We start from the raw sequence: 11,858 nt of genomic DNA on the forward strand, positions 1-11,858 counted from the left end.
CCTACGCGAGGAGCTCCGCGGCGCCGGTGCGCAGGGCGGCGAGGCGGGACGAGACAGCCGACCGGCGGGCGTCGGCGTCGGAGTCGTGCGACCAGGCGTCGAGGTAGAGCTTGACCTTCGGCTCCGTGCCGCTCGGGCGCGCGATGAGACGGGCACCGTTCAGGGAGAAGCGGAGCGCGTCGGTCGGGGGCAGCGCGCCGCCCTCGGCGAGCAGGTCCTCGCTCCGCTCGACGGCGAGCCCGCCGATCGCGGTCGGAGGCGTCGCGCGCAGTCCGGCCATGATCCGGCCGATCTCGGAGAGGTCGGTGACGCGGAGCGAGATCTGCTCCGATCCGAAGAGCCCGAACCGCTCGGCGAACGACTCCAGCTCGTCGTCGATCGTGCGCTCCTCGGCGGCGAGCGCGCTCGCGAGGGAGAGGAAGGCGAGCGCGGCCGAGACGCCGTCCTTGTCGCGGACCGTCCCGGGGTTCACCAGGTAGCCGAGCGCCTCCTCGTAGCCGAAGACGAGGTCGGGGACGCGCGAGATCCACTTGAAGCCCGTGAGCGTCTCGGCGAAGTCGAGGCCGTAGTCGGCCGCCAGGGCACCGAGGGCGGGGGAGGACACGATCGAGCAGGCGAGCGCTCCTCCGGTGCGGCCCTCGCGGCGGGCCTGCTCGGCGGCGCGCCAGCCGAGGAGCGCTCCCACCTCGTTGCCGGTGAGGCGCCGGAAGCCCTCCGGCGCGGAGGCGTCGGGCACGGCGGCGGCGAAGCGGTCGGCGTCCGGGTCGTTCGCCACGATCAGCTGCGCGCGACCGGAGCGCGCGGTCGAGAAAGCGAGGTCGAGGGCGCCCGCCTCCTCCGGGTTGGGGAACGCGACCGTGGGGAACGCCGCGTCGGGCTCGATCTGCTCGACCACGACGGCCGGCTCGTCGAATCCCGCCGCGGAGAGCACCCGGTGCGCCGTCTCCCAGCCGACCCCGTGCATCGCCGTGTAGACGATGCGCAGCGGAGCGGACTGGCGGCCGACGGCGGCCGTCGCCTCGATGTAGGCGGCGACCACGGACTCGTCCGCGAGCCGGTACTCGCCGCGCGGCAGCTCCGGAACGCGCCGGTCCCGCGCGACCGCGAGGATCCGCTCGGCGATCTCGGAGTCGACCGGCGGCACGATCTGCGAGCCCTCGTCGGCGCCGCCGAGGTACACCTTGTAGCCGTTGTCCTGCGGCGGGTTGTGGCTCGCCGTGACCATCACTCCGGCGTCGGCGCCGAGGTGGCGCACGGCGAAGGCCAGCACGGGGGTGGGCAGGAGCCGGGGCAGCAGCACCGCGTCCACGCCGGCGCCCGCCATCAGCGCGGCGGAGTCCTCCGCGAAGACGCGCGAGTTCTTCCGGCCGTCGTAGCCGATCACGACCACGGGCCGCTGGACGCCCTGCGCCAGCAGGAAGTCGGCCAGGCCGACGGCGGCCTGCGAGACCAGCACGCGGTTCATCCGGTTGGATCCCGCCGCGATGGCGCCGCGCAGGCCCGCGGTGCCGAACGCCAGGCGGGCGCCGAAGCGGTCCTCGAGCTCGGCGCGGGCGGAGGCGTCGCCCGAGTCGGAGGCGGTCAGCAGGCCGACCAGCTCCTCCCGCGTCTCCGGGTCGGGGTCCTGGGCGAGCCAGGCCTCGGCGAGCTCCCGGACGTCGGCGCTCACAGGGCGCCCGTGATCCCGGCGAGCAGGCGGGCGAGGTCGTCCTCGGCGTCGCGGCCGGCCTCGAGCACCTCCTCGTGGCTGAGGGGGGTCTTCTGGATGCCGGCGGCGAGGTTCGTGATGAGCGACATGCCCAGCACCTCCATGCCCGCCTCGCGCGCGGCGATGGCCTCGAGGGCGGTCGACATGCCGACGATGTGGCCGCCGATGATCCTCGCCATCTGCACCTCGGCCGGGCTCTCGTAGTGCGGCCCGCGGAACTGCACGTACACGCCCTCGTCCAGCTCAGGACGCGTCCCCCGGGCGAGGTCGCGCAGGCGCGAGGAGTAGAGGTCGGTGAGGTCGACGAAGGTCGCGCCCTCGAGCGGCGAGTCGGCGGTGAGGTTGATGTGGTCGCTGATCAGCACGGGGGTCCCGGGCGTCCAGTGCTCCTTGATGCCGCCCGCGCCGTTGGTGAGGATCATCACCGTCGCGCCCGTCGCGGCGGCGGTGCGGACGCTGTGCGCGACGCGGCGCACGCCGTAGCCCTCGTAGTAGTGGGTGCGGGCGCCGATGATCAGCGCGCGCCTGCCGGTGGGGAGCAGGACGGAGCGCAGGGTGCCGCCGTGCCCGTGCACGGCCGGCTTGGAGAAGCCGAGGATCTCGGTGGCCTCCACCGTCGCGGTCGTCTCGCCGATCGCGTCGGCGGCCTTGCCCCAGCCGCTGCCGAGGGTGAGGGCGATGTCGTGCTTCTCGACCCCTGTCGCCTCGGCGATCTGAGCGGCCGCGCGGGCCGCGATCTCGAAGGGATCGGCGTCGGGGGCGTCGAGGGGGTGAAGGGTCTGGTCGGACATCCTCCCACCCTACCGACGGGCTGCGCGGCGGCGGAGGGCGACTCCCGCGGCCGATCCGACACCCCGCGATTGGGCGAACACTCAGTGAGAGAGGACAATGGGAAGCATGGCTTACGAGTTCGAGCGCGCGCAGAGGATCGCTGTACTCGGAGGGGGGCCGGGCGGCTACGAAGCCGCCATCGCGGGAGCGCAGCTCGGCGCTGAGGTCACCCTGGTCGAGCGGGTCGGAGTGGGCGGCTCGGCCGTCATCACCGACGTCGTCCCGTCGAAGTCGCTCATCGCGACGGCGGAGGCCACCAACGCCATCGGCGAGGCCGCCGACCTGGGCGTGCAGTTCTTCACCCGCTCGGAGCAGAACAAGCCGGTGCGCCCGGACGTGGCGGTCAACCTGGCGACGGTGAACAAGCGCCTGCTCGGGCTCGCGCGCCAGCAGTCCGAGGACATGCGCGCGAACCTGGTGCACCACGGCGTGCGCATCGTCCAGGGGGACGGGCGCCTGGACGGCTCGAACGCCTTGATCGTCTCCACGGCGGCCGGTGGCGAGGGCATGGACTTCGACCGCATCGAGGCGGACACGATCGTGGTCTCGGTGGGCGCCAGCCCCCGTGTGCTCCCGACCGCGGCTCCCGACGGCGAGCGCATCCTCAGCTGGACCCAGCTCTACAACCTCAAGTCCGTCCCCGAGCACCTGATCGTGGTGGGCTCCGGCGTGACCGGCGCGGAGTTCGCCTCCGCCTACCGTGCGCTCGGCGCCCGCGTGACCCTCATCTCCTCCCGCGACCAGGTGCTGCCCGGCGAGGACGCCGACGCGGCCGCCGTGATCGAGAACGTCTTCAAGCGCAACGGCATGGTCGTGCTCTCGAAGTCGCGCGCCGACCGCGTCGAGCGGACCGAGAAGGGCGTGCAGGCCGTGCTCTCGGACGGACGTGTCGTCGAGGGCTCGCACTGCCTGATGGCCGTCGGCTCCGTGCCGAACACGGCGGGCATCGGCCTCGAGGACGCGGGGGTGCAGCTGACGGAGTCGGGGCACATCCGCGTCAACCGTGTCGCCCGCACCAGCGTCCCCTCGATCTACGCGGCCGGGGACTGCACCACGTTCCTCCCGCTCGCCTCCGTCGCCGCCATGCAGGGCCGCACCGGCGTGTTCCACGCGATGGGCGACGCCGTGAACCCGACCGAGGTGCGCAACGTCGCGGCGAACATCTTCACGCAGCCCGAGATCGCGACCGTCGGGTGGAGCCAGCGCGAGATCGAGGAGGGCATCGCGCAGGGCGAGATCTACAAGCTCCCGCTCGCCGCGAACCCGCGGGCGAAGATGATGGGCATCCGCGACGGCTTCGTCAAGCTGTTCGCGCGCACCGGCTCCGGCACCGTCATCGGAGGCGTCATCGTCGCTCCGAAGGCGAGCGAGCTGATCTTCCCGCTCGCCCTCGCCGTGGAGCACCGCCTGACCGTCGACCAGGTCGCGCGGGCCTTCACCGTCTACCCGAGCCTCACCGGCTCGATCTCGGACGCCGCGCGCGCCATGCACATCGTCACCTGACGCGCCCCTCCGCCGGGCCGCGCGGGGTGCGGCCCTTCATCGGCAGAGCGCGCGACCGGGAATCGCGTGCGAAGCGATTGACGGCAGCGCGACGCGACCCGCTCGGCGGTACCACTCACGTCGAGGAGCCGACCGCGCCGGGCCGCGCGGGGAGCGGCCCGGAACGGGCTCAGACGATCTGGAGGAGCACGTGTCCCGCGGGGACGGTCGCTCCGGCCGTCGCGTCGAGGCCCTTCACGACGCCGTCCTTGTGGGCGGTGAGCGGCTGCTCCATCTTCATCGCCTCGAGGACGACGACCAGGTCGCCGGTGACGACCGTGTCGCCCTCGGCGACGGCGACCTTGACGATGGTGGCCTGCATGGGCGAGGCGACTGAGTCGCCCGTGACGGTGCTGACGGAGGAGGAGCCGCGGCGCTTCGGGGAGGCGGCAGCGGCCCCGCGGGCGGGTCCCGAGCCGACCAGATCGCCGGGGAGCGTGACCTCGACGCGGCGCCCGTCGACCTCGACGACCACGTTCCGGCGGGCCGCCGGCTCGTCGGTCGCTCCGGGCTCGCCGCTCCAGGCCGGGATCGTGTTCTCGAACTCGGTCTCGATCCAGCGGGTGTAGATCGTGAAGGGCGCGCCGCCCTCGGGGGCGAAGGCCGGGTCCTCGACGATCGCGCGGTGGAAGGGGAGGACGGTCGGCAGTCCGGTGACCTCGAACTCGGCGAGGGCGCGGCGCGAGCGCTCCAGCGCCTGCTCGCGGCTGTCGCCGGTGACGATCAGCTTCGCGAGGAGCGAGTCGAAGGAGCCGGAGATCACGTCGCCGGCGACGACGCCGGAGTCGACGCGGACGCCGGGTCCGCCGGGGGCCTTGAAGACGTGCACCGGGCCCGGAGCGGGGAGGAAGCCGCGGCCCGCGTCCTCGCCGTTGATGCGGAACTCGAAGGAGTGGCCGCGGGGCGCCGGGTCGTCGTAGTCGAGCACGCCGCCCTCGGCGAGGCGGAACTGCTCGCGCACGAGGTCGATGCCGGTGATCTCCTCCGACACGGGGTGCTCGACCTGGAGGCGGGTGTTCACCTCGAGGAAGGACACCGTACCGTCCTTGCCGATCAGGAACTCGCAGGTCCCGGCGCCGAGGTAGCCGACCTCCTGCAGGATCGCCTTCGAGGCGCGGTAGAGCTCGGTGTTCTGCGTGTCCGTCAGGAACGGCGCGGGCGCCTCCTCGACGAGCTTCTGGTGGCGGCGCTGGAGGGAGCAGTCGCGGGTGGAGACCACGACGACGTTGCCGTGCGCGTCGGCCAGGCACTGGGTCTCGACGTGGCGCGGCTGGTCGAGGTACTTCTCGACGAAGCACTCGCCGCGGCCGAAGGCGGCGACGGCCTCGCGCGTGGCGGAGGCGAACAGCTCCTCGACCTCGTCGCGCTCGCGGGCGACCTTGAGGCCGCGACCGCCGCCGCCGAAGGCCGCCTTGATCGCGACGGGGAGGCCGTACTGGTCCACGAACTCGAGCACCTCGGCGGCGCCGGAGACGGGGTTGAGGGTTCCCGGGGCGAGCGGCGCGCCGACCTTCTCGGCGACGTGGCGGGCCGAGACCTTGTCGCCGAGGCGCTCGATGGCCTCGGGGCCGGGGCCGATCCAGATCAGGTCGGCGTCGATGACGGCGCGGGCGAAGTCGGCGTTCTCGGCGAGGAAGCCGTAGCCGGGGTGCACGGCGTCGGCACCGGAGCGGCGCGCCACCGAGAGCAGCTTGTCGATGACGAGGTAGGTCTCGGCGCTGGTCGTCCCGCCGAGGGCGTAGGCCTCGTCGGCGAGGCGGCTGTGCACGGCGTCGCGGTCCTGGTCGGCGTAGACGGCCACGGAGGCGATCCCGCTGTCGCGGGCGGCGCGGATGACTCGGACGGCGATCTCGCCCCGGTTGGCGACGAGCACCTTCGTAATCTTCGGCATGGTCCCCAACCCTAGGGGGCGGCTCCGCCCGGCCCGGCGCGGCTCACCACAAAGAAGCGGAGGGCCTTCGTCGGTTCCTCACAAGGGCGGGACGGGCCTCAGCGGTTCCAGAGCGCGGTCCAGTCGACGCCGAGGCTCCGCACCAGAGTGCGGAGGGTCGGCACCGACATCCCGATCACCGTCGAGGGGTCGCCCTCGATCGCGGTGATGAAGCCGGCGCCGCGGCCGTCGATGGTGAAGGCGCCGGCCACCTCGAGGGGCTCGCCGGTGGCGACGTAGGCGTCGATCTCGGCGTCGTCGATGTCGTCGGCGAACGTGACGGCGGCGGAGGTGACCGCTCCGGCCTCGCTGACGATCCTCCCGCCGCGGTGGTCGACGAGCCAGTGGCCGGAGTGGAGGCGGCCGGTGCGACCGCGCTGGGCGCGCCAGCGCTCCCGGGCCCGCTCCGGCTCGTGCGGCTTGCCGTGGACGACCCCGTCGAGGACGAACGCGGAGTCGCCGCCGAGCACCAGGCCGTCGATGTCCGGGCGCAGGACGGCGTGCGCCTTGGCGCGGGCGAGCAGCGAGACGGTGGCGTCCGCGTCCAGTGCCGCGCCCCGCTCCTGCTCGGCCCGGGCGACGGCCGCGGGCTCGTCCACCTCGGAGGGGACGACGACGGGCTCGATCCCGGAGGCCCGCAGCAGCGCGAGGCGCGCGGGGGAGGTGGAGGCGAGGTAGAGGCGCACGAGGGCTCCCTGCGGCCGGGCCCACGCTGTGGGATGCTCGACGGATGGCACAGACCCCGTCCCGAGCATCCGCCCGCCCCGACGGGGCCGACGACGCACTCGGGACCGAGATCGAGCTCGACATTAGCAACGTCGCCCACGGCGGCGTGTTCGTCGCCCGGCACGAGGGCCGCGTCGTCTTCGTCCCGGACGTCCTCCCCGGCGAGCGCGTGCGGGCGCGGATCAGCGAGGTCCGGCACGACAGCTTCTGGCGTGCCGAGGCGCTCGAGGTGCTCGAGGCGTCCGAGCACCGGGTGGAGCACGTCTGGCCCGAGGCCGCCCTCGACCGCCGCCCGGGGGAGCGCGTCGGCGGCGCCGAGCTCGGCCACGCCGACCTGGCCTACCAGCGCGAGCTGAAGCGCCTCGTGCTCGTCGACTCCTTCTCCCGCTTCGCCCGTCGCGAGGTCGAGGTGGAGGTCTCGCCGATCGGCGGGGACGACGCGTCCGGCGGCCTCGGCTGGCGCACGCGGAACCGCCTCCACGTCGACGACGACGGACGGGTCGGCCCCTACGCGGCACGCAGCCACCACGTCGTCACCGTGGAGTCGCTGCCCCTCGCGACTGCCGACTCCTCCCTGGCCGCACCGCTCGGCGAGCGCCTCGCTCCCGGCTCGGTGGTCGACCTCGTCGACGCGGCCGGGTCCGAGGGAGCCGCGGTGCTCGTGCACGACCCCTCCGACAAGCGCGCCCGCCGCGACCGCACGGTGGTGAGCGAGTTCGTCGCCGACCGCACCTTCCGGGTCGACCGCACCGGCTTCTGGCAGGTGCACCGCGGAGCCGCCGCCGCGCTCTTCGAGGCCGTGCAGGCCGCCGTCGATGCGGACGCGGCGGACCCGTCGGCCGCCAACCACGACCTCTACGGCGGGGTGGGCCTGCTCGCCGCGGCGCTGGCCGACCGCCTCGGTGCCGGAGTGCGCGTGACCAGCGTCGAGAGCGACTCCCGCGCCACCGAGCACGCGCTCGAGAACCTGGCCGACCAGGTCGGCGCCCGCGCGGTGACCGCCCGCGTCGACCGCTACCTCCGCGACGTCGTCGCCCAGGCCGATGCGCGCGAGCGGGCGCGGTGGCGCGCGGCGACCGTGGTCCTCGACCCGCCGCGCTCGGGCGCCGGCCGAGCGGTCACCGACGCTCTGGCGGAGCTGCGGCCGGCGCAGCTCGTCTACGTCGCCTGCGACCCGGTCGCGCTCGCCCGCGACGTGGGCGCCCTGACCGGGGCCGGCTACGAGCTGGAGCGCCTCGAGGGCTTCGACCTCTTCCCGCACACCTCCCACGTGGAGGCCGTTGCGCGACTGGTCCGCCGAGAGGACTGACCGCGGGCCCGCGCCTGCGTACCATGGGCGGGATGGAGCCCCACGTCGACGCAGCCGAGGCCCCGCGCGTGCGCGTGGCGATCGTGGACGACCACGAGTCGGTGCGCCTGGGCGTGGCCGCCGCCGTCGAGAGCGCGGGGATGCAGGTGGTCGCCGCCGCCGAGACCGTCCAGGCCCTCGAGAGCACGATCGGCGGCGCCGAGATCGAGGTGCTCGTCCTCGACCTGTCCCTGAACGACGGCTCGAGCATCACCAGCAACGTCAAGTGGGGGCAGGTGCGCGGCTCCGCCGTCCTCGTCCACAGCATCGCCGACCGCGTCGTGGCCGTGCGGGAGGCGCTCGCCGCGGGAGCGGCCGGCGTCATCCCGAAGTCCTCGCCCATGTCGACGGTCGTCGCCGCCATCCGCACGGTCGCCCGCGGCGAGGTCCTCAACAATCTGGAGTGGGCCTCGGCCATCGACGCCGACGACGACTTCGCGCGGGCCGTGCTCGGCCGTCGCGAGCGCGACGTCCTGCACCTCTACGCCTCGGGGCTGCCGCTGAAGCTGGTGGCCGAGCGGCTGCAGATCTCGGTGTCGACGGCGAAGGAGTACCTCGACCGGATCCGCGACAAGTACGTCGAGATCGGCCGTCCCGCCCCGACGAAGGTCGATCTGCTGCGGCGCGCGGTGGAGGACGGCATCCTGCCGGGCATCGACCCGGACGACGGCGATGGCGGGCGCTGAGGCGCCGATCGCCCGCCGCAACGCCGGGCGCGAGCGCATCGACCGGATCATCAGCACGGTCGTGTCGTTCTTCGGCTTCGGCTTCGGCGTGCAGACCGTCCCGCCGATCCTCGCGCAGCTGCCCCTCCTGCGCCCCGAGGTGGCCTGGCCGGTGCTGGTGCTGGTCTTCGGATCGCTCACCGCCGCCGTGGTCACCGCCGTGCTGCGGCGGGGCACGCGGATCACGGCGGTCCTGGTCGCCGTCGGTGTCCTCATCGCCCTCCTGACCTGGCCGGCCGCCGTCTCCACCGGGGGCGAGGACCGCGAGACCCCGTGGATCTGGTACCTGCTGACCATCGGCACCGCCTTCTGCACGATCGCCGCTCCCCTCCGGATCGCGATCGCGTACGTGTCGGTGACGACCGTGCTGTTCGGGCTGCTGCGCGTCCTCCCCTCCGGCGGCGGGGCGGAGCCGACCCGCGCGATCCTCGACGCCGCCTACGTGGGCATCGTCGGCTTCGTGATGCTGGTGCTGATCACCGTGCTCCGGCAGTCGGCCGACGAGATCGACCGTGCGCAGACGACGGCCATGGAGCAGTACGAGGCGGCGATGCGCCAGCACGCCGGCGAGGTGGAGCGGGTCGAGGTCGACGCCCTGGTGCACGACAACGTGCTCGCGACGCTGCTCTCCGCCGCCTCCGCCGAGTCGCCGGCCGAGCGTGCGCTGGTCTCCTCGATGGCGCAGCGCACCCTCGCCGTGCTGCTGCCCGACCACGAGCCGGAGGCGCCCGAGGGGCTGGTCCCGCTCGAGCTCCTGCAGCGCCAGCTCGCCCACGCGGCGTCCACCTTCGGGACCGAGATCGCGGTCGCGACGGCCGAGGGAGTGGATCCGCGCGCGACGACGCTGCCGCGCCCGGTGGCCGAGGCGCTGCTCGGCGCGGTCTGGCAGGCGCTCGCCAACAGCGTCCAGCACGCGGGTCCGAGCGGCAGCGTCCACCGCGCCGTGCACGGGCTGCTGGGCGACGGCGCGGTGGAGGTCGTGGTGGAGGACGACGGCCGCGGCTTCCGGCTCGCCGACGTCCCGCGCGAGCGGCTGGGCATCCGGCTCTCCATCCTCGAGCGGGTGCACAACGCGCGGGGATCGGCGCGGGTCGACTCGACTCCGGGCGAGGGCACCCGTGTCGTCCTCTCCTGGCGGGCGGACGCGGGAGGAGGGCCGTGATCGCCTACCCGCGCCCCCTGCTCCAGGCGCTCGGCGCCGGCTTCTCGCTGTACCACGTGGTGCTCGCCTTCTTCTCCTTCCGCATCTCCCCGGCCACGCCGGCCGACCTCGTCGCGGTCGCGCTGTACGTCGCGGCGACCGTCGTCGCCCTCTGGCCGGGAGCGACGACCCGGCTCGCCCTGCCCGTCGCGGTCGGGATGACCGCGGTCGCCGTCGCTCTGCCGCTGCTGGTCGCGCCCTCGCTCGATCCGGGTGCCTCCAACGGCTACTCCACCTGGTACATCGCCGCGGTCGGCACCCTCATGACGATCGTGTGCGCCCGCCGGCGCGCGGCCTGCGCCTGGGTCGGCGTCGGCTTCCTGATCGTGCACACCGTGTTCTGGGCCGGCCCGGCCGCGCTGGCCACTCTCGGCGTCGTCGGGGGGATCGCCTGGGTCGCGATCGCGCAGCTGCTCATCGTCGAGCTCGGGCGCGCGGGCTCCGAGGCGCGCGTGCTCGAGGCGGCCGAGCGCGCGGCCGCGTCGTGGCGGGCCGCGGAGGAGGCGCACCTCACGGAGCGCGAGGTCCGGCTGGAGCAGACCCGTGCCCTCGCCGCCGACATGCTGCTGCGCATCGCCGAGCCGGGACCGGGCCTCACCGACGAGGAGCGGCGCGAGTGCCGGCTGCTCGAGGCGGCCGTGCGCGACGAGATCCGCGGCCGGCGGCTGCTGGACGACGAGGTGCGGCGTCTCGTGCTCGACGCGCGGCGGCGGGGGGTGACCGTCTCGGTGCTCGACGACGGCGGCCTCGACCGCACCTCCGAGGGCGAGAGCCGACGGGTGCTGGGGGAGCTCGCCCAGGCTCTGAGCGGGATCCGCGAGGAGGTCGACCGCGTGGTGGTGCGCACCGCGTCGGCCGACTCGGCGTCAGCCGTCACGGTCGTGGGCCTGCGGACGGCCGGCGACGGCAGCGCGGGCGCCCTCGGCTCCGACGACGCGGGGGACGAGGTCGACGCCTGGGTCGAGATCCGGCGCGACGGCGTCGGCGGACGGGACGTCTGAGCGGCGGAGAGCGCGCGGGACGGCGCGGCCGTCCGCCTGCGCAGCGACCGGCGGCGACCCCCCCGGAGGGCGTGCGGATGTCGGATCGGTGCCGCGGGCGGTACGCTCCGGCTCTCAGCACGGCTCAAGTCTCGGCGCGCCCGGTCTCTCGGAGCGGACCGATCGTCGGCGCGGCACGATGGTGAGCAGAGCTTTCACGAGCAGGGCCCGTCGAGCGCACAGCGCGTGATGAGAAGAGCCCGTTAACGGAGTGCGGCGGGCCGTCCACTCCTCCGAAGAGGGGGCCCGGCCCGCCGTCAAACCCCGAGTGAGGGTAACAACCCGAATATTACCCTCACTCGCCCCCAACACACCCGCCTGCTTACCCTGGTCGGCGAGTGATTGGCGGTGCCCCTTCCGAAGGAGGAGCACCGTACGTCCACTAGTGTGCTCGCTCCGCCAGGAGGCGCATAGTCAGCACTTTAGGGGACTAATCGGGGGACAAATTTCACGTTCCGCGTCGCGGATCGCTCGTTCCCCGACGGGCTGCGTCTGCGAGTCCGCTCAGCCGGAGAAGGAGCGCCACGCTCCGGGTGCCGGCCGCAGCGGCCCGCGGACCGCCGCGGCGCGGTCGTTCCAGCCCCCGCTGAGCTCCTGCGGGGTCTCCGGCTCGGCCTCGGTGCGAGAGGTCAGTGCGGTGACGACGGCCGTGACGGCGGCGATCTCGGCGGCGTCGAGGCCGGGGGTGGAGATGACGACGGCGGGTGCGGAGTCGGAGGCGGTCATCCCGCGACGCTATCGCATGCCGTTCACGGCGCCGGTCGGCGGGGCATGGCTATGCTGACGCCGGATGCCGCCGGAGCGTCG

The 11,858-nt window shown here is 74.0% G+C and carries 10 protein-coding genes; 5 read left to right on the top strand and 5 right to left on the bottom strand.

Going from position 1 to position 11,858, the window contains the following annotated elements:
* Window position 1: 1 nt before the first annotated feature.
* Complete coding sequence (locus C5C74_RS00510) at window positions 2-1,669, bottom strand: phospho-sugar mutase (protein ID WP_104327113.1); 1,668 nt, start codon at window positions 1,667-1,669, stop codon at window positions 2-4.
* A complete protein-coding gene (locus tag C5C74_RS00515) occupies window positions 1,666-2,499 on the bottom strand; it encodes a purine-nucleoside phosphorylase (RefSeq protein WP_104232831.1) in 834 nt (277 codons plus the stop codon). The genes C5C74_RS00510 and C5C74_RS00515 overlap by 4 nt, the downstream gene beginning before the upstream one ends.
* A 106-nt stretch (window positions 2,500-2,605) precedes the next feature.
* Here C5C74_RS00515 and C5C74_RS00520 point away from each other — a divergent pair, with 106 nt between their 5' ends.
* On the top strand, window positions 2,606-4,042 hold the full coding sequence (locus C5C74_RS00520; protein WP_104223171.1) for an NAD(P)H-quinone dehydrogenase: 1,437 nt from the start codon (window positions 2,606-2,608) through the stop codon (window positions 4,040-4,042).
* Between the two features lie 169 nt (window positions 4,043-4,211).
* Here C5C74_RS00520 and C5C74_RS00525 read toward each other — a convergent pair whose 3' ends face one another.
* Together C5C74_RS00525 and C5C74_RS00530 are read right to left on the bottom strand one after the other, a co-directional pair.
* A complete protein-coding gene (locus C5C74_RS00525; RefSeq protein WP_104346750.1) occupies window positions 4,212-5,972 on the bottom strand; it encodes a biotin carboxylase N-terminal domain-containing protein in 1,761 nt (586 codons plus the stop codon).
* A 98-nt stretch (window positions 5,973-6,070) separates the two neighbouring features.
* The gene (locus C5C74_RS00530) at window positions 6,071-6,697 is read right to left on the bottom strand and encodes a nucleoside triphosphate pyrophosphatase (RefSeq protein ID WP_181134103.1); all 627 of its coding nucleotides are present in this window, start codon (window positions 6,695-6,697) and stop codon (window positions 6,071-6,073) included.
* Window positions 6,698-6,741: 44 nt separating this feature from the next.
* Between C5C74_RS00530 and C5C74_RS00535 the strand changes: the two genes are divergently transcribed.
* The 4 genes from C5C74_RS00535 to C5C74_RS00550 are packed head-to-tail and all read left to right on the top strand — an operon-like array spanning window position 6,742 to window position 11,012.
* Window positions 6,742-8,046, top strand: coding sequence for a class I SAM-dependent RNA methyltransferase (locus tag C5C74_RS00535; RefSeq protein WP_146080877.1), 1,305 nt, complete (start codon window positions 6,742-6,744; stop codon window positions 8,044-8,046).
* A gap of 23 nt (window positions 8,047-8,069) precedes the next feature.
* Complete coding sequence (locus C5C74_RS00540) at window positions 8,070-8,771, top strand: response regulator transcription factor (RefSeq protein ID WP_104223169.1); 702 nt, start codon at window positions 8,070-8,072, stop codon at window positions 8,769-8,771.
* Window positions 8,758-9,972, top strand: a complete 1,215-nt coding sequence (locus C5C74_RS00545; protein ID WP_104350780.1) for a sensor histidine kinase — start codon at window positions 8,758-8,760, stop codon at window positions 9,970-9,972. The genes C5C74_RS00540 and C5C74_RS00545 overlap by 14 nt, the downstream gene beginning before the upstream one ends.
* Entirely contained in the window at window positions 9,969-11,012 is a 1,044-nt protein-coding gene (locus tag C5C74_RS00550) for a hypothetical protein (protein WP_104225461.1), read from the top strand. The genes C5C74_RS00545 and C5C74_RS00550 overlap by 4 nt, the downstream gene beginning before the upstream one ends.
* A 543-nt stretch (window positions 11,013-11,555) precedes the next feature.
* On the opposite strand, the gene C5C74_RS00555 is transcribed toward C5C74_RS00550, so the two are convergent.
* Window positions 11,556-11,777, bottom strand: a complete 222-nt coding sequence (locus C5C74_RS00555; RefSeq protein ID WP_104223166.1) for an acyl-CoA carboxylase subunit epsilon — start codon at window positions 11,775-11,777, stop codon at window positions 11,556-11,558.
* Window positions 11,778-11,858 lie beyond the last annotated feature (81 nt).

The organism is Rathayibacter sp. AY1E8 (assembly GCF_002931415.1).
Lineage (GTDB): Bacteria > Actinomycetota > Actinomycetes > Actinomycetales > Microbacteriaceae > Rathayibacter.